Source organism: Nocardia otitidiscaviarum (genome assembly GCF_007362295.1).
Lineage (GTDB): Bacteria > Actinomycetota > Actinomycetes > Mycobacteriales > Mycobacteriaceae > Nocardia > Nocardia otitidiscaviarum.
Window position 1 is genome coordinate 5628468 of record NZ_CP041695.1, and the last position, 26081, is coordinate 5654548.

At 70.0% G+C, this 26081-nt stretch carries 28 protein-coding genes; 14 read left to right on the forward strand and 14 right to left on the reverse strand.

The features are described 5' to 3' along the window. The first annotated feature begins 52 nt into the window (after window positions 1-52). Window positions 53-715: an HAD-IA family hydrolase gene (locus FOH10_RS25260; RefSeq protein ID WP_143982596.1), complete on the forward strand. Its 663-nt coding sequence runs from the start codon at window positions 53-55 to the stop codon at window positions 713-715. Between the two features lie 172 nt (window positions 716-887). Here FOH10_RS25260 and FOH10_RS25265 read toward each other — a convergent pair whose 3' ends face one another. Then, window positions 888-1226 (reverse strand): ArsR/SmtB family transcription factor, encoded by a 339-nt coding sequence (locus FOH10_RS25265; RefSeq protein ID WP_143982597.1) that lies wholly within the window; start codon window positions 1224-1226, stop codon window positions 888-890. A gap of 53 nt (window positions 1227-1279) precedes the next feature. Here FOH10_RS25265 and FOH10_RS25270 point away from each other — a divergent pair, with 53 nt between their 5' ends. The 3 genes from FOH10_RS25270 (at window position 1280) to FOH10_RS25280 (ending at window position 3390) form a co-directional block, all read left to right on the forward strand. Beyond that, complete coding sequence (locus tag FOH10_RS25270) at window positions 1280-2029, forward strand: SDR family NAD(P)-dependent oxidoreductase (RefSeq protein ID WP_143982598.1); 750 nt, start codon at window positions 1280-1282, stop codon at window positions 2027-2029. A 183-nt stretch (window positions 2030-2212) separates the two neighbouring features. Continuing rightward, window positions 2213-2575, forward strand: coding sequence for a hypothetical protein (locus FOH10_RS25275; RefSeq protein WP_029925743.1), 363 nt, complete (start codon window positions 2213-2215; stop codon window positions 2573-2575). 143 nt (window positions 2576-2718) lie between these two features. After that, the gene (locus tag FOH10_RS25280; protein ID WP_244962119.1) at window positions 2719-3390 is read left to right on the forward strand and encodes an HNH endonuclease family protein; all 672 of its coding nucleotides are present in this window, start codon (window positions 2719-2721) and stop codon (window positions 3388-3390) included. 6 nt (window positions 3391-3396) lie between these two features. On the opposite strand, the gene FOH10_RS25285 is transcribed toward FOH10_RS25280, so the two are convergent. The 4 genes from FOH10_RS25285 to FOH10_RS25300 form a co-directional block, all read right to left on the reverse strand. Beyond that, on the reverse strand, window positions 3397-4218 hold the full coding sequence (locus FOH10_RS25285) for a sulfurtransferase (protein WP_425326100.1): 822 nt from the start codon (window positions 4216-4218) through the stop codon (window positions 3397-3399). Between the two features lie 207 nt (window positions 4219-4425). Further along, window positions 4426-5640, reverse strand: a complete 1215-nt coding sequence (locus tag FOH10_RS25290) for a benzoate/H(+) symporter BenE family transporter (RefSeq protein ID WP_143982599.1) — start codon at window positions 5638-5640, stop codon at window positions 4426-4428. Between the two features lie 86 nt (window positions 5641-5726). After that, on the reverse strand, window positions 5727-6533 hold the full coding sequence (locus FOH10_RS25295; protein ID WP_143982600.1) for an SDR family oxidoreductase: 807 nt from the start codon (window positions 6531-6533) through the stop codon (window positions 5727-5729). Window positions 6534-6552: 19 nt separating this feature from the next. After that, window positions 6553-7071, reverse strand: a complete 519-nt coding sequence (locus tag FOH10_RS25300) for an Lrp/AsnC family transcriptional regulator (protein WP_029925734.1) — start codon at window positions 7069-7071, stop codon at window positions 6553-6555. 182 nt (window positions 7072-7253) lie between these two features. On the opposite strand from FOH10_RS25300, the gene pdhA reads away from it, so the two are divergent. The 3 genes from pdhA to FOH10_RS25315 are packed head-to-tail and all read left to right on the forward strand — an operon-like array spanning window position 7254 to window position 11062. After that, window positions 7254-8333, forward strand: a complete 1080-nt coding sequence (gene pdhA / locus FOH10_RS25305) for a pyruvate dehydrogenase (acetyl-transferring) E1 component subunit alpha (RefSeq protein WP_143982601.1) — start codon at window positions 7254-7256, stop codon at window positions 8331-8333. Beyond that, entirely contained in the window at window positions 8330-9313 is a 984-nt protein-coding gene (locus FOH10_RS25310) for an alpha-ketoacid dehydrogenase subunit beta (RefSeq protein ID WP_143982602.1), read from the forward strand. Before pdhA ends, FOH10_RS25310 begins: the two co-directional genes overlap by 4 nt. 24 nt (window positions 9314-9337) lie before the next feature. Beyond that, entirely contained in the window at window positions 9338-11062 is a 1725-nt protein-coding gene (locus tag FOH10_RS25315; RefSeq protein ID WP_143982603.1) for a dihydrolipoamide acetyltransferase family protein, read from the forward strand. Between the two features lie 65 nt (window positions 11063-11127). Here FOH10_RS25315 and FOH10_RS25320 read toward each other — a convergent pair whose 3' ends face one another. Beyond that, on the reverse strand, window positions 11128-11586 hold the full coding sequence (locus FOH10_RS25320) for an acyl-CoA thioesterase (protein ID WP_029925728.1): 459 nt from the start codon (window positions 11584-11586) through the stop codon (window positions 11128-11130). Between the two features lie 104 nt (window positions 11587-11690). Then, window positions 11691-12650, reverse strand: a complete 960-nt coding sequence (locus FOH10_RS25325; RefSeq protein WP_221937870.1) for an AraC family transcriptional regulator — start codon at window positions 12648-12650, stop codon at window positions 11691-11693. A 386-nt stretch (window positions 12651-13036) separates the two neighbouring features. Between FOH10_RS25325 and FOH10_RS25330 the strand changes: the two genes are divergently transcribed. Next, window positions 13037-14650 (forward strand): MFS transporter, encoded by a 1614-nt coding sequence (locus FOH10_RS25330; protein ID WP_143982605.1) that lies wholly within the window; start codon window positions 13037-13039, stop codon window positions 14648-14650. 3 nt (window positions 14651-14653) lie between these two features. Here FOH10_RS25330 and FOH10_RS25335 read toward each other — a convergent pair whose 3' ends face one another. Further along, entirely contained in the window at window positions 14654-15190 is a 537-nt protein-coding gene (locus tag FOH10_RS25335) for a MarR family winged helix-turn-helix transcriptional regulator (RefSeq protein WP_186000583.1), read from the reverse strand. A 58-nt stretch (window positions 15191-15248) separates the two neighbouring features. On the opposite strand from FOH10_RS25335, the gene FOH10_RS25340 reads away from it, so the two are divergent. Continuing rightward, the gene (locus tag FOH10_RS25340) at window positions 15249-16673 is read left to right on the forward strand and encodes an MFS transporter (protein WP_221937871.1); all 1425 of its coding nucleotides are present in this window, start codon (window positions 15249-15251) and stop codon (window positions 16671-16673) included. Here the strand turns inward: FOH10_RS25340 and FOH10_RS25345 are convergent. From FOH10_RS25345 to FOH10_RS25355, 3 genes are read right to left on the reverse strand one after another with little or no spacing between them, the layout of a single operon-like run. Next, on the reverse strand, window positions 16670-17314 hold the full coding sequence (locus FOH10_RS25345) for a Type 1 glutamine amidotransferase-like domain-containing protein (RefSeq protein WP_143982607.1): 645 nt from the start codon (window positions 17312-17314) through the stop codon (window positions 16670-16672). The genes FOH10_RS25340 and FOH10_RS25345 overlap by 4 nt on opposite strands. A gap of 4 nt (window positions 17315-17318) precedes the next feature. After that, window positions 17319-18140 (reverse strand): maleylpyruvate isomerase family mycothiol-dependent enzyme, encoded by an 822-nt coding sequence (locus FOH10_RS25350; RefSeq protein WP_143982608.1) that lies wholly within the window; start codon window positions 18138-18140, stop codon window positions 17319-17321. Next, window positions 18137-18586 (reverse strand): HIT family protein, encoded by a 450-nt coding sequence (locus tag FOH10_RS25355; protein WP_029925716.1) that lies wholly within the window; start codon window positions 18584-18586, stop codon window positions 18137-18139. Before FOH10_RS25355 ends, FOH10_RS25350 begins: the two co-directional genes overlap by 4 nt. A 259-nt stretch (window positions 18587-18845) precedes the next feature. Between FOH10_RS25355 and FOH10_RS25360 the strand changes: the two genes are divergently transcribed. From FOH10_RS25360 to FOH10_RS25370, 3 genes are read left to right on the forward strand one after another with little or no spacing between them, the layout of a single operon-like run. Then, window positions 18846-19964 (forward strand): Re/Si-specific NAD(P)(+) transhydrogenase subunit alpha, encoded by a 1119-nt coding sequence (locus FOH10_RS25360; protein ID WP_143982609.1) that lies wholly within the window; start codon window positions 18846-18848, stop codon window positions 19962-19964. After that, a complete protein-coding gene (locus FOH10_RS25365) occupies window positions 19964-20281 on the forward strand; it encodes an NAD(P) transhydrogenase subunit alpha part 2 (RefSeq protein ID WP_029925713.1) in 318 nt (105 codons plus the stop codon). Before FOH10_RS25360 ends, FOH10_RS25365 begins: the two co-directional genes overlap by 1 nt. A 3-nt stretch (window positions 20282-20284) precedes the next feature. Continuing rightward, complete coding sequence (locus FOH10_RS25370; protein WP_143982610.1) at window positions 20285-21703, forward strand: NAD(P)(+) transhydrogenase (Re/Si-specific) subunit beta; 1419 nt, start codon at window positions 20285-20287, stop codon at window positions 21701-21703. A gap of 56 nt (window positions 21704-21759) precedes the next feature. Here FOH10_RS25370 and FOH10_RS25375 read toward each other — a convergent pair whose 3' ends face one another. Both FOH10_RS25375 and FOH10_RS25380 read right to left on the reverse strand, forming a co-directional pair. Next, window positions 21760-23463: a metallophosphoesterase family protein gene (locus FOH10_RS25375; protein ID WP_143982611.1), complete on the reverse strand. Its 1704-nt coding sequence runs from the start codon at window positions 23461-23463 to the stop codon at window positions 21760-21762. 141 nt (window positions 23464-23604) lie between these two features. After that, window positions 23605-23925 carry a GroES family chaperonin gene (locus tag FOH10_RS25380; protein ID WP_039810499.1) on the reverse strand — a complete coding sequence of 107 codons (321 nt, stop codon included), beginning with the start codon at window positions 23923-23925 and terminating at the stop codon, window positions 23605-23607. 159 nt (window positions 23926-24084) lie between these two features. On the opposite strand from FOH10_RS25380, the gene FOH10_RS25385 reads away from it, so the two are divergent. Together FOH10_RS25385 and FOH10_RS25390 are read left to right on the forward strand one after the other, a co-directional pair. Then, the gene (locus FOH10_RS25385) at window positions 24085-25404 is read left to right on the forward strand and encodes an FAD-binding oxidoreductase (RefSeq protein ID WP_143984313.1); all 1320 of its coding nucleotides are present in this window, start codon (window positions 24085-24087) and stop codon (window positions 25402-25404) included. Between the two features lie 51 nt (window positions 25405-25455). Then, window positions 25456-25746 carry a GNAT family N-acetyltransferase gene (locus tag FOH10_RS25390; RefSeq protein ID WP_143982612.1) on the forward strand — a complete coding sequence of 97 codons (291 nt, stop codon included), beginning with the start codon at window positions 25456-25458 and terminating at the stop codon, window positions 25744-25746. A 1-nt stretch (window position 25747) separates the two neighbouring features. Here the strand turns inward: FOH10_RS25390 and FOH10_RS25395 are convergent, their stop codons facing one another. Next, entirely contained in the window at window positions 25748-26074 is a 327-nt protein-coding gene (locus FOH10_RS25395; protein ID WP_143982613.1) for a hypothetical protein, read from the reverse strand. Between the last annotated feature and the right edge of the window lie 7 nt (window positions 26075-26081).

Here is a 26081-nt window from a genome sequence, read left to right on the forward strand (position 1 = left end):
CATTCCTTCGGAGCGCATTGCCTCGCCGGGCCAGCGTGGTTATAACCAGTACATGACGGTCAACGCCACGCTCACCGCCCGCGCTCTCCTGTTGGACATGGACAGCACCCTCGTCAATTCCGAAGCAGTCGTGGAGCGATTGTGGGGAACCTGGGCCGCGGCGCACGGGCTGCCGATCGACGAGGTGCTGGCGGTGGCGCACGGACGGCAGGGGTGGGCGACGATGGCCGCGCTGCTGCCCGACCGGCCCATGGAGCTCAATCACGCCGACAATGCCCGCATGCTGCGGGAGGAGACCACCATCGTGGACGGCGTGGTGCCGGTCCCGGGCGCACCGGCCTTCCTGGCGGCCGTCGCGCACCTCCCGCACGCCCTGGTCACCTCGGCGGATATCGCGCTCACCGAGGCGCGCATGGGTGCGGCCGGGCTGCCCGTACCGGCCGTCCGCATCACGGCCGAATCGGTCACGGTCAGCAAGCCCGATCCCGAGGGCTTCCTGAAGGCGGCCGCCGAACTGGGGCTGCCGCCCGGGGACTGCCTGGTCTTCGAGGACTCCGGGGCGGGCATAGCCGCGGGCAAGGCGGCGGGCATGCGGGTCGTCGGCGTCGGAGCGCGCGCGGTCGCCCACGACCCGACCGCCCACGTCGCCGATCTGACCGGCGTTCGCGTCGAGGAGCGGGGCGACGGATTGATCGCCGTGCACATCCTCGGCTGAGCACCGGTCCCGATCCGGTCCGCGCGAGGCGGCAGCCCGCTCCGGCGAGCCCGACGTAGCGGCCCTGTCCCGCGAGCCCGACGTCGCGGCCCTGTCCCGCGAGCCCGACGCAGCGGCGCTACCCCGCGAGCCCGACCCAGCGGCGCTACCCCGCGAGCCCGACCCAGCGGCGCTACCCCGCGAGCCCGACGTGGCGGCCCACGTCGTCGGTCGTCGCGGCGTCCAGAATCGAGTCGAGCAGACCGGGGAACCGCTGGTCGAGATCGTCGCGGCGCAGCACCACGAAACAGCGGGTGCCCTCCTGCCGGGTTCGCGTGATCCCGGCATCGCGGAGCACCCGAAGGTGGTGGCTCAGTGTGGATTTGGCGACCGGAGCGCGCAGTTCGCCCCACCCGCGCTCGATATCGTCGGCCAGCACGCGCACCAGGCCGACCCGGATCGGATCGCTCAGTGCCGCCAGCACGGCCGTCAGCTCGATATCGGAGGCCGACGGATGCTGTGGTTCGCGCATACCGCCATGCTACTTTGTTCGACGTTCTACGAACATCGAACAAAGGATGCGATATGGGCAGCTTCGACGACCGCGTGGTGATCGTGACCGGAGCCGGAACCGGAATCGGACAGGCGGCCGCGATCGCGTACGCCCGGGCGGGCGCCATGGTGCTCGGTGTCGGCCGCAGGCGGGACGTGCTGGAGCGGACCGCGGCCGAACATCCGGCCATCGAGGTGATCGCCCACGATCTGCGGCGCGCGGAGGCCGCCACCGCGATCATCGACACCGCCGTCGACCGGTGGGGACGGGTGGACGTGCTGGTCAACAATGCCGGTGCCACCGCGGCCATGCCGCTGGCCGAGGTGTCGGCCGAGCGCGTCGCGGATCTGTTCGCGCTCAACGTCACCGCCCCGAGCCTGCTCGCCGCTGCCGCGCTGCCGCACCTGCGCGCGACCCGGGGCAGCATCGTCAATGTGTCGAGCACCTACGGGCATCGGCCGATTCCGGGCGCCGCCCACTACGGCGCCAGCAAGGCCGCCCTCGAACAGCTCACCCGCAGCTGGGCGCTGGAGCTGGCGGGTGACGGCGTGCGGGTCAATGCCGTGGCCCCCGGTCCGACCGAGAGCGAGGCACTGACGGCGGCCGGGCTCCCCGACGAGGTGGTGGCCGCGATCAAGCAGGAGGAGACCGCCCGCATCCCGCTGCGCCGCCGCGGGGTCCCGGCCGAGGTCGCGGCCTGGATGCTGCGGGTGAGCGAACCGACGGCCAGCTGGATCACCGGTCAGGTCATCACCGTGGACGGCGGTCTGGAACTCGTCTGAAACCCGGCGCGCCGAGGGGATACCAAACCGGGCGATTTTGGAACATACTGGGATATCCGCTGGTCACCGCGCGTGGACGGTGGCTGCTGCGCTTCAGCGGCGATCGAGCGGGACGCACCGGCAACAATCCATCGCGGCACCAGCCAGGGCCGCGACGACTCGATACCGAGGGAGGCCGTGAAGATGACGATTCTGCTCCAAGTGCTCGAGCAGAGCTTCACGCCCACAACGCCGTGGGAACGGCGGAAATTCACCTTCGTGGACACGACGAAGATCGTGGGGATGCGCCTGGACGGCCAATCGGGGGTGTGGCTGGATCTGTCCCGACCGGGGGAATCGCAGCGGTTGGCCCGCACGGCCGATCCGCGCGACGCCATCCAGTTCCTGCTCACCACCTTCGCCAAGATCGCCGAGTGCGAGGATCGCGGCGGATCGTGGCTGATCGGGCACGATGGCGCGCGCTGCGAGACGATCGCGGCCACCCGCATGCCACCGCAGATGTCGGAGACGTCGGCCGACGATCTGCTGGCGCGGGCCTGGCTGTAGTCCCCGCAACCGGTGCGAGAACACGGAACCGGTGCGAAGTCCTGGAAAACCCGCGTGGCGTTTCCGCACCCGGGTAGATGTGAGATGTGCGGATTCTGAGCGGGATTCGACGGGCGGCGTCGCGGCGGTGCCGAACGTTCGTCGTGCTGGGCGCGGCGCTGATCGCGGTGAGCGGCTGCTCGATCATCGGCCCGCGCGCCGCGCCCGCGCCGGTCAGTCCCTCCCGTGCCCAGGTCGAGGAGTTGCTCGGGCAGGTGCAGGTCATGCCGACCCGCCCGCGCCCGGGCGGGTACGAGCGCGGCTGCAAGACCGGCCAGGCGTGCGTCTTCGGCCCGGCATGGACCGACGACCACGACGCGCCCGGCGGTCACGACGGCTGCGACACCCGCAACAACGTGCTGGCCGGACAGCTGACCGAGATCGGATTCCGCCCCGGCAGCACCTGCGTGGTGGTCTCGGGCATCCTCGACGACCCGTACACCGGCCGCCGCCTCACCTTCGAGAAGGCCGATGCCGGTACCGTCCAGATCGACCACGTCTACCCGCTGGCCGCCGCCTGGGATATGGGCGCCCACGGGTGGCCGCTGGACCGCCGCATCCGCTTCGCCAACGACCTCGACTTCAATCTCCTTGCCACCGAGGGCAAGACCAACCAGGACAAGGGCGACAGCACCCCCGCCGAATGGCTCCCACCCGCCGCCGCCAACCACTGTTTCTACGCGGCCAAGTACCTGACCGCCGCCAGGCAGTACAACCTACCCATCACCACCGCCGACCAGGCGGTGCTGCGACGCGTCGCCACCGGCTGCCCCTGAGGCGGGTCAGGCGGTCGCCACCGGGCGTTTCGGGTCGTTGGACCACTGGGACCAGGAGCCCGGGTAGAGGGCGGCGTCGATGCCGGCCACGGCGAGGGCGGCTACCTGGTGGGCGGCGGTGACGCCGGAGCCGCAGTAGACCGCCACCTTGCCGTCGCCGAGGGCGGTGAAGCGGGAGCGCAGTTCGGCGGCTGGTTTGAAATATCCTTCGGCGGTGAGGTTTTCGGCGGTGGGGGCGCTGTGCGCGCCGGGGATGTGGCCCGCGCGGGGGTCGACGGGTTCGGTTTCGCCGCGGTAGCGTTCGCCCGCGCGGGCATCGAGGAGCAGGCCGGGCCAGGCGGCGGCGGTGTCGGCGTCGATGGTGGCGAGGTGGCCGGGGGTGAGGACCACGTCGCCGGGGGTGGGGTCGGGTTCGGCACCGGTGGCGAGCGTGCCGCCCGCGCGCTCCCAGGCGGGGAGACCGCCGTCGAGAATGCGGACATCGGGGACACCGGCCCAGCGCAGCAGCCACCAGGCGCGGGCCGCGGCCATCCCGCCGGTGGCGTCGTAGGCGATGACGGTGTCGCCGGTGCGCACACCCCAACTGCGCGCGCACTTCTGCAACTGGGCGAGCTCCGGCAGCGGATGCCGACCGCGCGCCGGGGACGGCGGGGCGGCGAGTTCGGTCTCCAGGTTTACGAACACCGCGCCCGGAATGTGTCCGTCCAGATAGTGCTGCGGCCCGTCCGGATCCCCCAGCGCCCAGCGCACGTCCAACAGTCGCAACCGAGAATCCGCCTGCGACAACAATTCCCGCAGTTCCTCCGCCGAAATCAATACCGCGCTCAAGCCCACTCCTCGTCGCAGAATTCCAGCACGCACACGCGAACGCCCACCACCCTACGCAGCCCCGACCCGCCCGCGCATCCGCCCGCCTCACTCGCACGGCGGCCCGCCCACGCACCCGGCGGCGGCCCCGCGCACGCACACGGCCGGGCTACTCGAACAGCGGCACCGATCTCCCCGCGCGCGGCCGCCCGGGTCGCACCGTCCCACTCAGACCGGCGGGCGGAGGAACCAGCGGACCACCAGCCCGGCAACCAACGCCCAGAAGGCCGCGCCGATGCCGAGCAGGGAGATGCCGGAGGCCGCGACGAGGAAGGTCAGGGCGGCGGCGGAGCGGTGTTCGGCGGGAGCGAGGGCGGCGGTGAGCGCCGCGGCCAGGGTGGCGATGAGAGCGAGGGCCGCAACGGTTTCCAGAACGCCCTCGGGGGCGGCGGCCACCAGGGCGACCAGGGCGGCGGAGACCAGCGCCAGCAGGAGGTAGGTGGCTCCGGCCGATGCCGCGGCCACCCAGCGGCGCTTGGGATCGGGATGGGCGGAGGGCGCCGCCGCCAGCGCCGCGCTGATGGCGGCGAGATTGATGGCGTGCCCGCCCGCGGGTGCGCCCAGCATGGTGCCCAGCCCGGTCACCGCCATGGCCGGTCGCCACGGCACCCGGTAGCCGAAGGAACTCATGACCGCCGTGCCGGGAATGTTCTGGGCCGCCATGGTGACGATGTACAGCGGCACGGCCAGACCGATCATCGCCTGCCAACTCCAGTGCGGCACGGTCGGTTCGAACCTGGGCACCATCGCCGACAGCTCGAGACCGCGCCCCCGCACCGCGATCTCGATCCCCGCGCCGACCGCCGCCACCGCGAACGCCGCCAGCACCGCCCAGCGCGCGGCGTAGCGCTGCAACAGCAGCCACACCACGATCACCGGCGCCACCACCGCCGGGCTGACCGTGAGCGCGTGCATGGGCGCGAGGCACAGCGGCAGCAGCACACCCGCCAGCATGGCCTGGGCGATCTCCACCGGAATGGCCGCGATGAGCGCGCCGAGCCGCTGCCAGTATCCGGTCACCACGATGAGCGCACCGGTGATCACGAACGCGCCCACCGCCGCGGGCCAGCCGCCCGCCACCGCCCCGGTGCTGGCCAGCAGCGCCGCCCCCGGCGTCGACCAGGCCAGCGTGATGGGTATCCGGTAGCGGCGGCTCAGGAGCAGGATCCCGAGCCCCTGCGTGATACAGACCGCCATCAGGCCGGAGGCGGCCTGCGCCGAGGACGCACCCACGGCGGTGAGGCCCGCCAGCACCACCGCGAACGAACTCGTGAATCCCACCAGCGCGGTGACGATCCCGGCCCCGATCGGCTGACCGAGGCCGACGGATCGGTCCGGAGAGGCCGCGACGGCGGTGTCGTTCTCCACTTCGGTGCTGCTCATCGGGCCATTTTGACCTCGGACCGGACCGCCGGTCTCCAGCCAATCCCCCGAAACTGGACTGAAATCCCGGAGCTGGTCGCGGCGGTTCAGCTCTCCAGCGAATGCTGGTAGCGCCGCATGCCCGCCAGCCAGCGGTCGTAGTCGGAGCCCTTGAACCGGTACATGTCGAGCACTTCGGGATGCGGCAGGATCAGGAAGCTCTCGGCGGCGACACCGGCGAGGATGGCATCGGCCACCTCGTCCGAGGACAGCACCTTGCCCGCCGTGACCACGGCCCGGATCGCCGTCTCCGCCGCGGCCGCCGCGTCGGCGCTCTCGGTGCCCGCGCGCAGCAGCGCGGTGTCCACGCCCATGGGGCATACGCAACTCACGCGAATCCCCCTGTCCCCGTAGGTAACCGACAACCATTCCGCGAACCCGACGGCGGCGTGCTTGGTCACCGCGTACGGGGCGGAACCGATCTGGGTGAGCAGCCCGGCCGCCGAGGCGGTGCAGACGAAATAGCCGCCGCCCCGTTCCAGCCACCCCGGCACCAGCAGCCGCGCCGCCCGCACGTGCGCCAGCACATTGACATCCAACGCGGCCTCCCACTGTGCCTCGGCACTGTCCAGGCCGCGTCCGCCGAAAATGCCCGCGTTCGCGAAATACAGGTCCACCGGCCCGAATTCACGCTCGGCCCGGTCGATCAGCTCGCGAATCACCGCCTCGTCGGAGACGTCCCCCGCCACCGCGACCGCGGCCGCCCCGAGCGAATCGGCCACCTCCCGCACGGCTGTGGAGTCGATATCCGCCAGCACCACCCGCGCGTGCGCGGCCACCAGCGTCGCGGCCAGTGCCGCCCCGATCCCCGAACCCGCACCCGTGACAATGGCTACCTTGCCCGAAACGTCCATAAGGCACGGTATCCGGGACTCACTCGACGGCCCGGGCGGCCACCCCGTTCACGCCGGCGAGCCGATCCAGCAGCGGGGTCGTGCGCGGACCCACCAGTTCCCGCATGACCAGGGCCATATTGGTGCGCTCGACACCCGGGATCTTCAGGATCTGCCCGGTGATGCGGTACAGGTCGTCGGCGTCGCGCGCCACCACCCGCACGGTCAGGTCGGTCGGCCCGGTCATCCCGCACACCTCGGTGACCTCGGGGATCTCGGCGAGTTCGGCCACCACCGCATCGAGCCGATGCTGATCGACCACCACCGCGACGAAGGCCGCCAGCGGGTAGCCCAGCGCCCGCGGGTCCACCCGCCGCTCGACGCTGGCCAGCAGCCCGGCCGCCTCCCAGCGGGCCAGTCTGGCCTGCACGGTATTGCGGGACAGGCCCAGCCGCGCCGCCAGTTCGACACCGGTCGCGCGCGGGTTGGCGACCAGCTCCAGCAACATGCGCGCATCGGTGGCGTCGATAGCCCCGCCCACCGGCTCCCTACTGGACATAGGAATCAGTTTGCCATGAGTCCAGCCCGATCTACCGAGCATTCTGCACAGTTGCCGCGCGTCGGCTTGCGCAGTTCGCCCCAGCGAGGAAGCTGTGTGATACAGGACACGTACACCTTCGCCCACCGGGACACAATCCCCCCGGCGACCCGGTGTACCGGTGCTTCGAGGAGGCGATACCCATGCCCGAGAAGACCACCTACCCGGTGCAGCTCGTACAGCCCGACGGCCGCCGCGTGCACGATCGCGTACACGCCCCGCTGATCGCCGATATCGACGGCGACACCCTGCGCGAGCTCTACACCGATATGGTGATCGCCCGCCGCATCGACGTGGAGGCCACCGCCTTGCAGCGGCAGGGCCAACTCGGACTGTGGCCGCCACTGCTGGGCCAGGAGGCCGCCCAGATCGGTTCGGCGCACGCCCTGCACCCCGACGACTACGTGTTCTGCAGCTACCGCGAGGCGGGCGTCGCCCACGTGCGCGGCGTGCCGCCGGAACAGCAGACCCGGCTCTGGCGCGGAGTCGCGCACTCCTGCTGGGACGCCGACGCGGTCAAGATGACCAATCCCGCCATCGTGGTGGGCGCGCAGGGCCTGCACGCCACCGGCTACGCCTACGCGGCGCAGCTGGAGGGCGCGGAGATAGCCACCATCGCCTACTTCGGCGACGGCGCGACCAGCCAGGGCGATATCGCCGAGGCGCTCGGCTTCGCGGCGAGCTGGGGTGCGCCGGTGGTGTTCTTCTGCCAGAACAACCACTGGGCCATCAGCGCGCCGGTGCGGGTGCAGAGCGCCACGCCGCTCGCCGCTCGCGCCATCGGCTACGGGGTTCCGGGTGTGCAGGTGGACGGCAACGACGTGCTCGCCGTGCTGGCGGTGACCCGCCAGGCCATCGACCACGCCAGAGCGGGCGGCGGTCCCTCCTTCATCGAGGCCATCACCTATCGAATGGGGCCGCACACCACGGCCGACGATCCGACCCGCTACCGCACCTCGGCGGAACTCGAACTGTGGCAGCGCCGCGACCCCGTCGACCGGTTGCGGCGGCTGCTGGAGCGGGAAGGGCTGTGGGACAGCGACTTCGAACAGCAGGTGGCCGCGCGGGCCGACGACGTGGCCGGACGGCTGCGCTCGGCCACCCTCGCCATGCCCGACCCCGAACCCGAGGAACTGTTCGAACACGTCTACGCCACCCCGCATCCGCTGATCGAGCAGGAACGCCGCGAATACCTCGCCTACCTGGAGGGAGCCCGGTCATGAAGACGACATTCGCCGGAGCCATCAATTTCGGCCTGCGCCGGGCGCTCGAGGACGACCCCAGGGTGGTGCTGATGGGTGAGGACATCGGCCGCCTAGGCGGAGTCTTCCGGGTCACCGACACCCTGCAGAAGGATTTCGGGAACAACCGGGTGATCGACACACCGCTGGCCGAATCCGGGATCGTCGGAACGGCTTTCGGCATGGCGCTGCGCGGGCTGCGGCCGGTGTGCGAGATCCAGTTCGACGGATTCGTGTACCCGGCCTTCGACCAGATCGTGTGCCAGGTGGCCAAGATCCACTACCGGACCAAGGGAAAGGTGGTGGCTCCCATCACCATTCGCATTCCCTACGGCGGTGGCATCGGGTCGGTGGAGCATCATTCGGAGTCGCCGGAGGCGTATTTCGCGCATACCGCGGGGCTGCGGGTGGTGTCGCCGAGCACTCCGGCCGACGCGTATCTCATGATCCGGCAGGCGATCTCGCTGGACGACCCGGTCATCTTCTTCGAGCCCAAACGGCGGTACTGGGACAAGGCCGACGTGGACTTCGACCGGCTGGACCGCGGCGAGGGGCTGCCGCTGGACCGGGCCCGGGTATGCGTCACCGGCAGCGACGCCACCGTGGTGGCCTACGGCGGCACCGTGGCCACCGCACTGGCGGCGGCGAAGATCGCCGATACGGAGGGCCATTCGCTGGAGGTGATCGACCTGCGCAGCCTGTCGCCCATCGACTTCGACACCGTGGCGGCGTCGGTGCGCAAGACCGGGCGGCTGGTGGTGGTGCACGAGGCCCCGGTATCCGGCGGGCTGGGCGCGGAAATCGCCGCCCGGATCACCGAACGGTGCTTCTATCACCTGGAGGCTCCGGTGCTGCGGGTCGGCGGCTTCGACATCCCCTATCCCCCCGCTAAGCTCGAACGGCACCACCTGCCCGACCCCGACCGCGTCCTCGCCGCGGTCGACCGCACGCTAGCCGCCTGACCGTACTGCCACGGAGGTTGCCCGGTGGAAGATCAGCAGGTTCTCGAGTTCCGACTGCCCGACCTCGGTGAGGGGCTGGCCGACGCCGAACTGGTGTCGTGGGCGGTGGCGGTCGGTGACCGCGTGGAACTGAACCAGACCATCGCCGAGGTGGAGACGGCCAAGGCGCAGGTGGCGCTGCCCTGCCCCTACGCGGGCACGGTACTCGAACTGCTCGCCGAGCCCGGGGATACGGTGCCGGTGGGCGCACCCCTGATCCGCATCGCCGGGGTGGACGCCACCCCGGAGCGGCAGTCGGTACTGGTGGGCTACGGCCCCGACAGCGAGCCGCAATCCCGGCGCGCGCGGGCCGCGGCGGCGAAAGCCGCAGCGGCCGAAAGCGCTTCGAACGGCAATGCCGCCCCGGCGGCGACGCCCACGGCTCACCCGCCGAGCGGAAGCGCCACCGAGACCGTGGCCGGGAGTACGGCTGCATCTTCGGGAACGGACGAAGCGTCGCCCGGCGGTGCCGCTGCGGCGGCATACGACCCCGGCAGCAGGCCATCCAGCCGCGCCACGACAACGCGGGGAACGGATACCACGGGTACCGACCCGGGTGCGGTAGCGGAACCGGGCGCACCCGGCGGCGCCCCACACCCGGCCCCGGCGGGCGGGGCAGGCGACGCGATCGGGAGTTCCGGAATGCGCGGGCTAGGGGATGCTCGGGACGGCACGGAGGGGCTGGGCCGGGAGCGAGCCGCGGCGGCGGGGCGGCCCGCCGCCATTCCGGCGGCGCGAAAGCTGGCTCGGGAGTTGGGGATCGACCTCGCAGCGGTGACGGGGACCGGACCCGACGGGGCCATTGTGGTGGCCGATGTGCAGCGGGTGCGGGACGCGGCGACGTCGCCACCGGACACTGCGGCCGCATCCGGGAGCGCGCCCGAACGCGCGGAAGGCCGGGAGGGGATGGCTAGGCGCGGTGACGACGGTGGGCAGCTGCCGATTCACATCGCGCCACCGGTGCCGTCCATGCGCCCGGATTCGGGAATGTCGCGCCCGGTGCCCGCCGGGCGGGAAACCCGCACGCCCGTGAGCGGAATTCGCAGGCGCACGGCGGCGGCGATGATGGCCAGCGCGCGGGACATTCCGCAGGCCAGCACCTTCGTCACCACGGATTTCACCGGGTCCATGGAGCTGCTGGACCACCTGCGCGGCACCCCGAGCTTCGCCGGTCTCTCGCTGACGCCGCTGGCGCTGGTCGCCAAAGCCACGCTGGTCGCGCTGAGCGAATTCCCGGAACTCAATGCGGTGTGGGACGAGGCGAATCAGGAGATCGTCACCAAGCACTACGTGAATCTGGGTATCGCGGTCGCCACCGAGCGTGGGCTGCTGGTGCCGAATCTCGCGGAGGCGCAGGCATTGAGCCTGCGGGATCTGTGCGGGGAGATCGGCCGTCTGGCCGAGGCCGCGCGATCCGGCACGGCGACCCTGCACGAGTTGACCGGCGGCACCTTCACCATCACGAATGTGGGCGTCTTCGGCGTGGATACCGGTGTGCCCCTGGTGAATCCGGGCGAGGCGGCGATCCTGTGCCTGGGCTCCATCCGGAAGCGGCCGTGGGTGCACCGCGACGAGATCGCGGTGCGCTGGGTGACCACGCTCGGCCTGAGCTTCGATCACCGGCTGGTGGACGGCGAGCAGGCGGCGCGCTTCCTGGCGAGTGTGGCCGCGCTGGTGGAGGATCCGCTCACCCTGCTCGGTCGGGTCTGACCCGCCGGGATCGACCGGGTCGCCGGACCGCGGTGGCGGAAGCGCATCCCGCCACCGCGCGCGCGTCAGGCGTCGGCCGCCTCGGATTCCAGGATCTCGGTGACCACCAGGGGTTCGGCGGCCGCGCGGATGATGGCGGGGATCTCGATCGGCTGCCGGGTCACCTCGTCCACGTAGACGTGCACGAAAGTACCGGTGGCGGCGAGCTTGAGCGTATCCCCGGCCTCCCGGAAGATGGCGAGTTCGTAACTGATGCTGGAATTCCCGAGCCGGGCGATGCGGATGCCGACCTGCAACTGGTCCGGAAAGCTCAGGGAGCCCAGGAATTTGCACGAGGTCTGCGCCACGATGCCGATGGCGGGTAGGTCCCGCGTATCGGTGCCGGTGGCGTGCATCAGCCACGCGTTCACCGCGGTGTCGAAGTACGAGTAATACGTCACGTTGTTGACGTGGCCGTAATGGTCGTTGTCCGCCCAGCGGGTCGGAACCGGCCACAGCACCGGGTAATCCTGCTCCGAAGTCACCTCGCTGACGATAGTGGCAGGGTGCGCGGCGGGCGCGCGGGTGCTCGATTCGACGACGGTCCGTGCGGGGATCGGGCGCGGACCCGAACGACCGTGCCGCCGCGTCAGGCCGTGCGCTCCCGCACCGCCGCGTCGCGATGATCGCGCGGGCTCACGCCGAAATGCCGTTTGAACGCCGTGCTCAACGCGAACGCGCTGCCGTAGCCGACCCGGCGGGCGATGGTCTCGAGCGTGGCATCGGATTCGTGCAGCAGATCCGCGGCCAGCGCCAACCGCCACTCGGTGAGGAACGCCATCGGGGGTTCGCCGACCAACTCGGTGAACCGGCGGGCCAGGGCGGCGCGGGAGACGCCCACCTCACCGGCCAGCGCGGCCACCGTCCACGGATGTGCCGGATTGTGCTGCATGAGGCGCAGCGCCCTACCCACCAGCGGATCTGCGTAGGCGTGATACCACGCGGGGGCGTCGGAGCGGGCGAACCAGGCGCGCAGTGCGGCGATGGTCAACAGGTCGAGCAGGCGGTCCAGCATGGCCCCCTGGGCGGGCAGATCCTTGGCGGCCTCGTCGACCAGCAGATCCAGTACGCGCGTATCGAACTCGCCGCGGCCGAGCACGACCATGGGCGGCAGGGCGCGCAGCAGCCTGCGACCGGTCGCGGACTCGTGCTCGTAGGTGCCGGTGACCAGCACGGTCTCGGCGTCGACCGCGGTGCCCCAGCTGCGCACGCCCAGGCTCAGCGTCTCGCACAGCACCTCACCGTCGGGGGTGGTGGTGATCTGCCCGGGATGGATGATCACCTGCGGCGCGGTTCCGGGATCGTCGGCGATCGTGTAGTGGTCGGGGCCGCGGAAGACGGCCACGTCGCCGGTGCGCAGGGGGCGCGGCGCGACCGGTGTGCCGCCCCGGGCGTCGGGCACGATCCACCCGCCGCCCCGCACCACCGCCACCACGGTCAGCGGCGCTTCGTCCTCGATGCGCAGCGACCAGGGTGGATCGAACGACGACCGCATGACGAACGCGCCACGCGCGCGGGGTCCCTCGAGCAGGCTGGCCAACGCGTCCACAACACGACGATGGCAAATACGCGGGCGCTTCTCAACAGGTATCCGCGCACGGAATCGCGGTGTACTCCACGACGCCGAGGTGCCCACCGCCGACACCGCTGTCCCATGGGCCGGACGTGTCTCCCGGGGCGCGATGCCCGGGGATGGAGTCGATCGCATCCGCACCGATGGACCCGTGCGAATTGCCGCTGTGTTCGCAGCGTCGGTGGGGTGGCCGCGAGCATGGTCCGAGATGTCCGCGTCGCCGAATGTGTCGGTGCCCCCGAATAGAATCAAGGACGAACAGGTCGAACCGCACAGTAGTTCGGAGCCCCGTCCCGAGCGTCGACGATGCCGCGAAAGATGGGGGTTACGAGGAGCTTCCGCTGACCGGTAGCGTCGGACCGATGGTCGCTCCGACGTCCGCTCCTCGGCTCCGCGCGGCACGCACCGCATTGTTCGCGGTGTTCGGCCTGAACGGGTTGGTGTCCGCCCTGTGGTTCGTGCACATTCCGGCCGTGACGGAGCGTACCGGGGTGTCGCACTCCACCCTGGGCATGCTGATCCTGCTCATGTCGGGCAGTGCCATCGGCAGTATGCAGGCCGCCGGCACGCTCACCGACCGGTTCGGCAGCCGCGCCGTCACCGCCGTGGCCGCCGCCCTCACCGCCGTGGCGATCATCGGCCCCGCCTTCGCCACCGGCCCGATCACCCTCGCGGCGGCGCTGATCGGCTACGGGATCGGCTTCGGCGCGCTCGACGTCGCCATGAACGCCCATGCGGTGGAGGTGGAATCGGGTTACGGCCGCCCCATCATGTCGTCCTTCCACGCCCTGTTCTCCGGCGGTTCGCTGGCGGGCGCACTCGCCGGGGCCGCCGCTCAGCGCGCCGGATCGGATATCCGGCTGACCATGATCGTCACCGCCGCAGTGGGACTGACCGTGGCCGCCTTGGCCGCGCCGAATCTGCTGCCCCGCACCGGCAGCGCGCGGGAACGGACTGCGAGCGCGACCGCCGCTGCCGATTCCGCCGCATCCGGGCGGCCCGACGATCGACTGGCCAGCCACCGGGACCATGCCTTCGCATCACCTTGTCCTCCGCAGACCGCGACCACGCGGGAACCGACCTCATCGCGCGAAGGGCACGACACCGAGACGCGAGGATCGCACGCCATCATTGCCCCTGGGCCGCGGCCGCCGCTGCCGAGTGCGGCCACCACGAGCCCAGACCTGAACACGGCCACCGCGCGGGAGTACTCGACGCCCGCTCCCGACGGTGACGGCGCCACCGCGGCGGAGCCACGCACCGCCGCGTCTCTCGATCCGCGCGCCGATACGCCCCACTCGGCATCAGGGCCGGTGCCGAGCGAGGCCGAGGCGCGGGCGGAGTTGAGTTTCGCGCAGCACGAGACGTCCGTGCCGGTGGCGGGGTCCACCGTGCGGAAGGTGGTGGCTCTGGCGGCGGTGGCGTTCGCCATGCTGATGGCGGAGGGGGTGGTCGGTGACTGGAGCGCCTTGCAGATGAGCGAGCGGCTCGGGGTCGAGGCGGGGACGGCGGCGCTGGCGTTCGCGGCCTTCTCGGTCGCCATGACGGTGGGGCGGCTGTGCGCCGATCGGGTCAGCGGGCGGTTCGGGCCGGTGGCCGTGGTGCGGTGGGGGTCGCTGCTGGCGGCGGCGGGGTACCTGCTGGTCGTGGTGTCGCCGTGGACGGTGCCGACCGTGCTGGGCTGGGCGCTGTGCGGGATCGGGCTCTCCGGTGGGGTGCCGCAGGTGTTCACGGCGGCGGGCAATCTCGGCTCCAGGACGGCGGCGACCGATATGTCCCGCGTCTTCGGCATCGGCTATCTGGGTCTGCTGGCCGGGCCGGTGATCATCGGCTGGCTCACCGAACTCGTCCCGCTCACCACCGCCATGCTGTTCCCCCTGGCCGCCATGCTGGTGTGCGCCTGGTTCGCCCGCATCGTGGCTCCGCCCGCCGACCGGCAGCCCGCGCCGCTGCGGCCGGTCGCCGAAGCAGAATGACGCTCAGGCGATTCCGGATTCCTCCAGGCAGCGCGTGTGCTCGGCGAAGTCGTCGAGCATGCGATGGTTGAGGGTGGCGAGGGTGCGCAGATCCTCGGAACTCCAGTCCGCCAGGGCTTCTCGCATCCACCGGCGCTGCACGGTGCGGATGGCGTCCACGGCGGCGCGGCCGGAATCCGTGAGCCGGACCAACTGGGCCCGACGATCGCCCGGATCGGCGACCCGGCCCACGAACCCGTTCTTCTCCAACCGCTGCACCTGCCGGGTCACATGCGGGGCCTCCACATCGAGCCGAACGGCCAGCTCCCCCAGGCGCAGCGGCGCGTCGGCGTCGGCGAGGATGCGCAGCAGCGGCACACTCGCCCGGTCCACGGTGATACCGGAGGCGGTGACGGCACGATCGTGCCGCCGGGCCCGGGTGAGCAGGTACGCGAGCCGGGACATGGCCCGTTCCAGTTCGACGATGTGCGCCACGGCGTCGGATGCCGCGCCGACCGTCGCCGTGGGATCGGATGCGGAGGTGGCCTTCGGGGGAGGCATGCGGTTATCCTACGAAACCTAATTACTTAATTTTGGTAAGTAATACACAAGGATGCCCATGACTTCCACCGCTGTGGCCGATACCGCCACCCACAACGGTCCCAAGGCACACCTCGGCATGACGCTGCTCGCCCTGTGCGCTGCCGGGCTGGTGGTCTCGATCCAGCAGACCGTGGTGATCCCGCTGCTGCCGCGCATGATCGGCCAGCTGCACACCGACGTCTCCGGCGTCACCTGGCTGTTCACCGCGGCCCTGCTCACCGGCGCGGTCGCCACGCCCCTGCTGTCCCGTTTCGGCGACATGTTCGGCAAGAAGCGCATGGTCATGGTCGCCATGGGCCTGCTCATCATCGGCTCGGTGGTGTGCGCGCTGGCCGAGACACTGGGCGTCTACATCGCGGGCCGCGCCCTCCAGGGCACCTCGGCGGCCATGATCCCGCTGGCCATCGGCATCATTCGCGACACCTTCCCGCGCGAACGGCTGGTCGGCGCGATCGGCATCGTCAGCGGCACCATGGGCATCGGCGGCACGGTCGGCCTGCTGGTCACCGGAGTGATCGCCGACCACACCACCGATCCGCACCCGGTGTTCTGGCTGACCGCCGCCCTCGGCGTGGCCGCCACGGTGCTGATCCACGTCAGCGCCGCGAACAACGGCGTGCGCCACGGCGGCAGACCCGACTTCCTCGGGGCGGCCCTGCTGGCCGGACTGCTGGTGAACCTGCTGCTCGGCATCAGCCAGGGACCGCGCTGGGGCTGGAGCTCCGGATCGGTGCTGGCGCTGTTCGCCGCCGCCGCGCTGCTGACCGTGATCTGGGTGCTGGTGGAGCTGAGGGTGAAGCAACCGCTGGTGCGGTTGCAGCTGCTGGTGGGCCCGCAGTCGCTGTCGGCGAACCTCGCGTCGGCGCTGCTCGGGTTCGCCCTGTTCGGATCGTTCACGCTCATCTCGAATTTCATCCAGACCCCGGCCGATCAGGTCGGCTACGGCCTGTCCGGTTCGGTGCTGGCGGTCGGCCTCTACGGCATTCCGAGCGCGGTGCTGATGACGTTCTTCTCCTTCCGCACCGGCCGCATCGCCGCCCGCATCGGGCCCGCCTACACGCTGGCCATCGGCGCCACCTTCGCGGGGCTGTCCATGGCCTGGCTGGCGGTGTTCCACGATCACGGCTATCACATGGTGATCTCGAATATCTTGCAGGGCACCGGATTCGGCATCGGCTACGCGGCACTCGGCACACTGGCGGTGCGGCACGTGCCGATGAGCGAGAGCGGGATCGCCAGCGGCATCAACTCGCTGGTGCGCACGGCGGGCGGCAGTATCGCGGGCGCGGTCACCGCGTCCATTCTGTCGGCGCACGTCATCGCGGGTACCCGGGTGCCGACGCTGGACGCCTATGTGGCCAGCTTCGCCATCCTGGCCGTCGGCGCGTTCCTCGCCGCGGCCGTCGCGGTCGGCCACGGCCTGCGCCACCGGGGCGATTAGACCGCGCCGAGCACCTCGAGCCGCTCGCCGTCGACGATCACCGCGTCGTCGTCGGTGAGCGCCCAGTGCGCGATACCGCCGATCCGGTACTCCTGGGACAGTTTCCGGCTCAGCCCCTCCGGATCGGTGGGGGAATCCAGATGCGGGACGATGCGGTGGTCGACCAGACCCAATCCGTCCCACAGCACATCGCCGCCGCAGGCCGTGCGCACCTCGTCCGGATCGTCCATGGCTTCCAGGCCGTGCAGATCCGGAGTCATGACGCAGGCGCCCGCGCTGTAACCGGCATAGACGAGCGCGTCCGCGTCGAGCAGCCGCCGGAGTGCGAGATCGGCTCCGCTGCGGGCGAATTGGGCGCGCAGCACGAAGGTGTTGCCGCCGCGCACCCACACCATCGGGAATCCGGCGAGAGTCTCCTCCAGGTCCGCGGCGCGGCCCACGTAGTCACGCAGGTCCACCACTTCGGGCTCGAATCCCGAGCGGCGCAGCGGAACCAGATCACTGGTCACCGCGCTGGCCCACGCCGAGGGCCAGGCATCGCAGGCATTGGCGATCACCGCCACCCGCCCCGGCGCGCCGACCAACTCGAGCAGCCGGTCGTAGTGCGCCCCGAAGCGGTAGCTGGACAGGAACAGGCGCACGGAATCAGATGGTGAACGCCAGGCTGCGCACCAGGCGGTCGCCGAGGTCGGTGTCACCGCTGAGCGCGATCTCGTCGGCGTGCGCCGCCGCGTCCGTGCGGCCTCCGCGCAGTCGGGCGAACAGGCCCGAGTCCAGGCCGACGACCACGGTGGCGGGACCGTCGAGGGCCTCGACCTGATGCGCCCGGCCGCCGTCCACCGTCAGATGCACGGTATGCGGTGTGGCGCCGCCGATCTCGAGGGTGATGCGCGAACCATCGGGCGCGCCAGCGCCTTTGACCGCGGCACGGCCGAGGCCTAGCACGAGTTCCGGGAAGGCCGACTCCGCGCGCGGGCCGCCCTCGTCGACCGATGCCCGCAGGCCGTCGGCGATGTCGAGTTCGTGCATCCAGCAGTCGAAGATCCGCACCCGCATGAACCGCCCGTAGGGCACCATGCCCACCGGTGAGGGCACCGGTTCGGCCCACGCCGCGTCGTCCATGGCGGCCAGGGCCTTGCGGCGGCGGCCGGTGACCTCGCGGTAGCGGACCATCAGCTCCGCGCCGGAGAGCGGGCGCAGCGATTCGATCCACTTCTCGTTGAGCGCGCCCACCTCGTTGCGGACGTGTTCGAGTCCGGTCACGTCCGCCTCGGGCGGCAGCTCACCCAGCAGCATGGATTCGGTGCCGATGATGTGGGCGATGACGTCGAAGACCGTCCATCCGGGCAGCGACGACGCCGTGCGCCAGCCGCCCTCGTCGAGTCCGTCCACCAGGTGGGCGAGCGCGTCCCACTGATCGGACAGATCGGCGGTGATCCGTTCCCGGTCCGGCACGGTGTCGGTCATGCGTTGGTTTCCTTCTCCTCGTCGGCGAGCCGGTCCAGTCCGGCGCGAATGGCGGCCGCGGTGCTGTCGCGGTCGTGTGGTCGCCGCAGCAGCAGGCCCTTGGCGAAGCTGAGTTTGTCCCCGCTGTGCCTGGGCACGACGTGCAGATGCACGTGATCGACGGTCTGGAAGGCGGCCTTGCCGTCGTTGATCAGCAAGTTCGCACCGTCCACCCGGAGATCGCTGCGTCGCATGGCCTTGGCGAGCCGGTGACCGAAGGCGAACAGCCGCGCGCCGAGGGCCGGGTCGAGCTTGTCCAGGTCGCCGGAGTGCCATTTCGGGATGACGAGCGTATGTCCCCGCGTGATGGGCCGGATATCGAGGAACGCCAGCAGGGTGTCGTCCTCGTGGATCTTGGTGGCGGGTGCGGTGCCCGCCACGATCCGGCAAAAGATGCAGCCACTCACCCCGCTGAGATTACGGCGTAAGAGTGAGCCGCGACACCCCCGGGCGCGGGCGCGAGGCGCTCACCTGCTGGCACACCCGAAAGTAAGCAACCTGCCTGGCAGGTGCGTACTTGCCGCTGGTCACCGCTCACCCCACACTGTGACAGCCATCTCCACTAAGCTCACCGCGAGCCGGGTATGGTTGCGAGAATTGTCTAGAACTTACTGCGCGGTAAGTTCGCAGGCGGTCCGGCCTCACCACGAGAAGGAAGTTTGACAAGTGGACACAACGCAGAGCGCACAGCACGATGCGCCCCGCGGTGCGCGCGTCGGCGTGGTTCGTGAGACGAACACGGACGAACGACGCGTCGCATTGGTGCCGAAGATCATTCCGTCACTGCTCAAGCAGGGTGTGGAGGTGATCGTCGAGTCCGGCGCCGGGCTGGGCGCGCTCATTCCCGACGAACTGTATACCGAAGCGGGCGCGACCATCGGCGATCCGTGGAATGCCGACGTGATCGTCAAGGTCGCGCCGCCCAATGACGCCGAGATCGCCAAGCTGTCCGCCGGGCAGACGCTGATCGGCTTCCTGGCCCCGCGCAATGCCGAGAACAAGATCGGCACGCTCAAGGCCGCGGGCGTGCAGGCGTTCGCGGTGGAGGCGATTCCGCGGATCTCGCGCGCCCAGGTCATGGACGCGCTGTCCTCGCAGGCGAATGTGGCCGGATACAAGGCCGTGTTGCTGGCCGCGTCGGAATCCACGCGCTTCTTCCCCATGCTGACCACCGCCGCGGGCACCGTGAAGCCCGCGACCGTGCTGGTGCTGGGCGTGGGCGTGGCCGGTCTGCAGGCGCTGGCCACCGCCAAGCGCCTGGGTGGGCGCACCACCGGTTACGACGTGCGCCCCGAGGTCGCCGATCAGGTGCGTTCGGTCGGCTCGCAGTGGCTGGACCTGGGCATCGACGCCGCCGGTGAGGGCGGGTACGCCCGCGAACTCACCGACGAGGAGAAGGCCGAGCAGCAGCAGGCGCTCGAGGACGCCATCAAGGGCTTCGACGTGGTCATCACCACCGCGCTGGTGCCGGGCCGTCCCGCGCCGCGCCTGGTCACCGCCGCCGCCGTGGAGGGCATGAAGCCCGGCAGTGTGATCGTGGACCTCGCCGGTGAGACCGGCGGCAACTGCGAGCTCACCGAACCCGGTAAGACCGTGGTCAAGCACGATGTCACCATCTGCTCGCCGCTGAACCTGCCCGCCACCATGCCGGAGCACGCCAGCGAACTGTACTCCAAGAACATCTCCGCACTCCTGGAACTCATGCTGAAAGACGGTGCGCTGCAACCGGATTTCGAGGACCAGGTGCTGGCGGATTCCTGCGTCACGCGTGAGGTTGATGCCTGATGTACACCGAACTTCTCGCGAATATCGCGATCCTGGTGCTGTCCGGATTCGTGGGCTTCGCCGTCATCTCCAAGGTGCCCAACACCCTGCACACCCCGCTCATGTCCGGCACAAACGCCATTCACGGCATCGTCGTGCTGGGTGCGCTGGTCGTGCTGGGCAAGGTGGAGGATCCCTCGATCGGGATGCAGATCATCCTGTTCGTCGCCGTGGTCTTCGGAACCCTGAACGTCATCGGCGGTTTCGTGGTGACCGACCGCATGCTCGGCATGTTCAAGGGCAAGAAGCCCGCTGCGCAGGAGAAGGCGGGTAAGTAAGCCATGGACAATCTGGTCAATATTCTCTACATCATCGCCTTCTCGCTGTTCATCTACGGCCTGATGGGCCTGACCGGCCCGAAGACGGCGGTGCGCGGCAACTGGATCGCCGCGGTCGGTATGGCCCTCGCCGTGGTCGCCACCCTGATCGCGGTGCGCGACACCGGCAACTGGATCATCATCGCCGCCGGTCTGATCGTCGGCGTGGTGCTGGGCGTGCCCCCGGCCAAGTTCACCAAGATGACCGAGATGCCGCAGCTGGTCGCCGCCTTCAACGGCGTCGGCGGCGGCACCGTCGCCCTCATCGCCTGGGCGGAGTTCCTCGACACCAGCGGCTTCTCGAACTTCAAGCACGGTGAGGAACCCACCGTGCACATCGTGATCGGCTCGCTGTTCGCGGCCATCATCGGTTCGGTGTCGTTCTGGGGCTCGCTCATCGCCTTCGGCAAACTGCAGGAGATCCTGCCCGGCAAGCCCATCGGCATCGGCCGACTACAGCAGCCGCTGAACCTGCTGCTGCTGGCCGGATCCATTGTCGCCGCGGCCGTCATCGGCATCTCCGCCGCCGACGGCGGTGCGTCGGGCTGGTGGATGGTCGCCGTGCTGGTGCTGGCGGGCGTGCTCGGCCTCATGGTGGTGCTGCCCATCGGCGGCGCGGACATGCCGGTGGTCATCTCGCTGCTCAACGCGCTGACCGGGCTGTCGGCCGCCGCGGCGGGTCTGGCGCTGAACAACACCGCCATGATCGTGGCGGGCATGATCGTCGGCGCGTCCGGCACCATCCTGACCAACCTCATGGCCAAGGCCATGAACCGGTCCATCCCGGCCATCGTGGCGGGCGGATTCGGCGGTGGTGGAACGGCTCCCGGCGCGTCCGGCGGTGAGCAGAAGCAGGCCAAGGCCACCAGCGCCGCCGACGCCGCCATCCAGATGGCCTACGCCAACCAGGTCATCGTGGTGCCCGGCTACGGTATGGCGGTGGCCCAGGCCCAGCACGCGGTCAAGGAGATGGCGGCGCTGCTCGAGGCCAAGGGCGTCGAGGTCAAGTACGCCATCCACCCGGTCGCCGGGCGCATGCCCGGCCATATGAACGTGCTGCTGGCCGAGGCCGAGGTGTCCTACGACGCCATGAAGGAAATGGACGACATCAACGGCGAATTCGGCCGCACCGACGTCGCCCTGGTCATCGGCGCGAACGATGTCACCAACCCGGCCGCCCGCGAGGACTCCGCCTCGCCGATCTACGGCATGCCGGTGCTCGATGTCGACAAGGCCAAGAGCGTCATCGTGCTCAAGCGCTCGATGAACTCCGGCTTCGCCGGTATCGACAACCCGCTGTTCTACGCCGATCACACCTCCATGCTGTTCGGCGATGCCAAGAAGTCCGTCGGTGAGGTCACCGAGGAGCTCAAGGCACTGTAGTTCGACCGCGATCCGTCGGAAGGCCCGTACCCCCAGGGGATACGGGCCTTTCGGCGTTACGGGCGGACCTGGCGGCGATAGGTCAGCTTGTCGAATTCGCGGCCGTACTCGTCGACGGCGACCACGTCCATCTCGCTGGCGAAGAAGCCGGGGCGCACATCCACCCGGATGAACGAGTAATTGCGGAAGCGGACCCGGGACCAGGGTGCCGCTTCGTCGCGCTTGCCGCCGTCCGCGGTCCAGACGTAGCTGTTCGGCACCGTGGTGTCGGGAAGCTCGTTGCCGCGGTAGGACTCCCGGGAGCCGGGCTGGAATTCGTAGCGGGGTCGCCCGCCGCCGCCGACGGTGTAGTAGACGGTGCCGTCGGTCTCCGGATAGACGATGTCGTGGTCGGCGGCCACCCGGGTGGCCGTGCCGCCGCGCAGTGGGTCGGTGCGCTCGAACACGTGATTGTGGCCCTGGAGCACCAGATCCACCTGATAGCGGTCGAACAGCGCACACCAGGCGTCGCGGACCCCGCCGTCGCTGGCGTGCGCCTCGGTGGTGGAGTAGGCGCAGTGGTGGAAGAAGCAGACGATGAAGTCGATCGCGCGATCGGCGCGGTAGGCGGCGAGAGTGCGCTCCACCCAACCGGTCTGCGCACCGCCGGAGTAGCCGGTATTGGCCTTGATCTCGTAGGAGATGTCATTGGCGTCCAGTGACAGCACTGCCACATTGCCGTAGGTGAACGAGTAGGCCGAGGGGCAGCCGGTGGGCCCGTTGCCCGGAAAGTACAGGCGCGCAAGGTGTCCGCCGTAGCCGTGGGTGTCGTAGGCGGCCTCCATGTCGTGATTGCCGGTGGCGAACATCCACGGCGTGGTGGCGGCGCTGGCCTCGATCGCGCCCAGGTACACGTCCCACACGTACGGGTTGAACTTGTCGAAACCGCCGGCGGGCTTGCCGCCCGAGGGGACGAACTGCGCCCGCTTACCGGCACCCGAGGGGTCGGCGTAGGCGATGTCTCCGGCGAGCACGTGGAAATCCGGTCGGGCGGCGGCGATCTGGCGAACGATATTGTCCGCGTGTCGCACCGTGGGATCGTTGTCGGCCTGGTAGTACATGTCGTCGTAGACACCGGGCGCGAGACCCACTGGCCGCGTGGGTGTTTCATCGGCTCCCTGGTCACCCATCATGGTGAAGCGGAAGGGCAGCACCGCCGCTCGCGCCGTGGGCATGGCGGTGGCGGCCGAGCGTATGTCGCCGACGAAGCCGTCCGAGGTGCGCCAGCGGTAGAAGTGCGGCATCCGGCCCGGCAGTCCGTCCACGGGCGCGTGCACGTAGAACTGTTCGGCGGCCAGCACTCCCCCGTCGCTGCTGGGAATCTGGGTGACCAGGTTGCGCACCTCGGCCTCGATGCTCGCCCCCAGTGCCGGTGTCGTCCCGTGGTCGAGAAATACCTTGGCCCCGTGTGGATTCCGGGACAGCTGCGCGGCGAATCGCAGCTGGCTCGCCGCGTCCGCGCCGTATCCGACGTGCAGGCCGCCCACCCCCAGCCGCGCCTCCTCGGCGTAGGCGCGCGCCCCGAACGGTGACGCGCCCACCGCCGCCACCGCGGCGGCCGCCGCCGACCCGCGCAGGAAGCCGCGCCGCGAGACCGCGTGCCGCCGCAGATAGCTCCGATGCCATTCGTACTGCTCGGCCATGGTCATGCCGGCGGCGAGCGGCTCGGGTATGCCGGTATCGGGGATATCTCCGGCCGGGTTCAGGCGATTGCGCGACATGGGATCGGATGCTGGCCGACGCCGGTGGCCGGAGCAATCGCGTACGCCCGCGCGATGGCAAATGTTTGGTTAATAGTTGCCAAGAATGCGGCGAATCGGACGCAAGCGGGTGGCGCGCAAGTGGGCTGGCGGTATCGGCAGCTAGAGGTATAGACCGGTGCCGTGCTCCGGGCGCTCGTTCGCCACGGCGTGCAGGTCCCGCTCCCGCAGCACGTAGTACGCCTGCCCCTGGATCTCCACCTCGTACTGATCCTCGGCACCGAAGAGCACCTGGTCGCCGACGCTCACCGCGCGCACGTGCGAACCCACGCCGCACACCTCGCCCCAGGACAGCCGCTTGGCGACCTGCGCGGTCGCCGGGATCAGAATGCCCCCGCTGCTGCGCCGCTCCCCCGCGTCCTGATTGATCTTGACCATGACGCGGTCGTGCAGCATTTGGATTTCGAGCTTGGGATCGGACACGGCCCGCAGTGTACTGCGCCCGCGCCACCGGCCGGACGAGGAGCATGGACATGGGACCGGTTCCCCACTTCCGCGCGCTCGCCACGTAGTTTCTCCACTGTGGACCCGCACAGCTCTGCCCCCGATCTCGATTCGCTTCGCGCTCTGCTGCCCGACGGCATGGTGGTCACCGATCCCGACGTCCTGGGCGGCTACCGCCAGGACCGCGCCCTGGACCCCGACGCCGGCATCGCCCTGGCCCTGCTCCGCCCCACCGAGACCGCACAGGTGGCCACCATCATGGGCTGGGCGCACCACCACCGGGTGCCGGTGGTACCGCGCGGCGCGGGCACCGGACTCTCCGGCGGAGCCACCGCCCAACACGGCGCACTGCTGCTGAGCACCGAACGCATGCGGGCCATCACCGTCGACACCGTCACCCGCACCGCCGTGACCCAACCCGGACTGCTCAACGCCGAGGTCAAACGCGCCGCCGCCGACCACGGCCTGTGGTACCCACCCGACCCGTCCTCGTTCGAGATCTGCTCCATCGGCGGCAACGCCGCCACCAACGCCGGCGGCCTGTGCTGCGTGAAATACGGCGTCACCACCGACTACATCCTCGGCATGGAAGTCGTCCTCGCCGACGGCACCACCGCACGCCTGGGCGGACCCCGATTGAAGGACTCCGCCGGACTGTCGCTGACCAAGCTGTTCGTCGGCAGCGAGGGCACCCTCGGCATCATCACCGAACTCACCCTGCGGCTGCTGCCCGCCCAACCGCCACAGTCCACCGTGGTGGCCACCTTCCCCACCCTCACCGCCGCCACCGAGGCCATCCTCGCCATCACCGGCACACTACGACCCTCCATGCTCGAGTTCATGGACTCCGTCGCCGTCAACGCCGTCGAGGACGAGCTGCGCATGGGCCTGGACCGCACCGCCGCCGGACTCTTGGTCGCCCGCTCCGACGCCCCCGGCGAGCACGCCGGACACGAAGCCGACCTCATGCTCACCGCCTGCGAGAAAGCCGGAGCCACCGAAGCCTTCCGCACCGACGACCCCGACGAAGGCGAGGCGTTCTGCGCCGCACGCCGCTTCGCCATCCCCGCCGTGGAACGCAAAGGCCCGCTGCTGCTCGAGGACGTCGGCGTCCCGCTACCGCGTTTGGGCGAGCTCGTCACGGGTATCGCCGATATCGCCGCCCGCCGTCAGGTGCTGGTCTCGGTCATCGCCCACGCCGGCGACGGCAACACCCACCCGCTCATCGTGCACGACCCGAACAACCCCGACGAAACCGAACGCGCCCACCAGGCCTTCGGAGAGATCATGGACCTCGCCATCGCCCTCGGCGGCACCATCACCGGCGAACACGGCGTCGGCCGCCTCAAGAAAGCCTGGCTACCCGACCAGGTCGGCCCCGAGGTCATGGACCTGACCCGCCGCATCAAACACGCCCTCGACCCGCACGGCATCCTCAACCCCGGGGCCGTGCTCTAGTCCGTTCCGGCCCGTCGGAACAATCCTCGTCACAAGGGAGTTCACTCGAACATGACCACCAGGCTCGAACACAATGTCGCGGCCACCCGCTACGAGATCTATCTCGACGACACTCTCGCGGGCTACGCCGACTACGCCGAACGCGTGGACGGGGACGTGCGGGTCCGCGATTTCCAGCACACGCTGACCTTCCCGGAATTCCGGGGACGCAAGGTGGCCGCGCAGGTGGTGGAATTCGCGCTGCGCGATTCCCGCGAGGCGGGATTCACCGTTATTCCGACCTGCTGGTACGTGGAGAAGTTCATCGCCGAGAACCCGGAGTACGCGGATCTGGTGGCCTAGGTCAATGCCGGCGGCGGCGGGACGCCGCTCGTCGCCAGACCAGGAATTGCCGGTCGGTGGTGCTGACCATGGCCTCGATGACCTTCTCGTTGTCGAAGCCGGGTAGTGCCTGCAGGCGGGCGAGGAATGCGGTGTCAGCCGCCGAATGCGGTACCACGCAGCCTTTTCCGGACGCACTGATCAGCACGAAGAACACGTCCTCGGCGAACGGTCCGTCCGCCGTGGTGATGATTCGTACCTCCGACAGTTCCGTCCACGAAACCTCTTCCACTCGCCCGTTGTCCAACGTGCGCCGGACGAACCTGTCGTTGATTTCGACGCCGGCCATGGAACCA